This is a genomic window from Myxococcaceae bacterium JPH2 (assembly GCA_016458225.1).
Classification (GTDB): Bacteria; Myxococcota; Myxococcia; order Myxococcales; family Myxococcaceae; genus Citreicoccus.
Genome location: JAEMGR010000141.1, coordinates 1 through 340, shown reverse-complemented (window position 1 = coordinate 340; position 340 = coordinate 1). Strand labels below are relative to the sequence as shown.

Annotated in this window: 1 protein-coding gene; it reads right to left on the bottom strand. The window is 70.9% G+C overall.

The window, feature by feature from the left end; translation table 11 throughout:
• Window positions 1-340: hypothetical protein (locus JGU66_36485; protein ID MBJ6766275.1), on the bottom strand; the 340-nt coding region annotated here is incomplete at both ends.

The following is a 340-nucleotide window of genomic DNA, read 5'->3' as shown; positions in this document are numbered from 1 at the left end:
ACTCGCGAGTCTTCTGCAGCAGGGCACGGAAGCTCAGTGAGTCGGAGAGCTGCGCGCGCAGGACGAGGGTGTTGACGAAGAAGCCGATGAGGCCCTCGGTCTCGGCGCGCGTGCGCCCCGCGATGGGCGAGCCGACGGAGATGTCGGGCTGGCCGGAGTAGCGGGCGAGGAGCGACTGCCAGGAGGCGAGGAGGACCATGAAGAGCGAGCCGCCTTCATGGAGCGCGAGAGCCTTGAGGGAGTCGGTGAGCGCCTTGGGCAGGGCGAAGGCGAGCGTGGCGCCGGCGGTGCCCTGGACCGCGGGACGGGGCTTGTCGGTGGGCAGCTCGAGGAGCGGAGG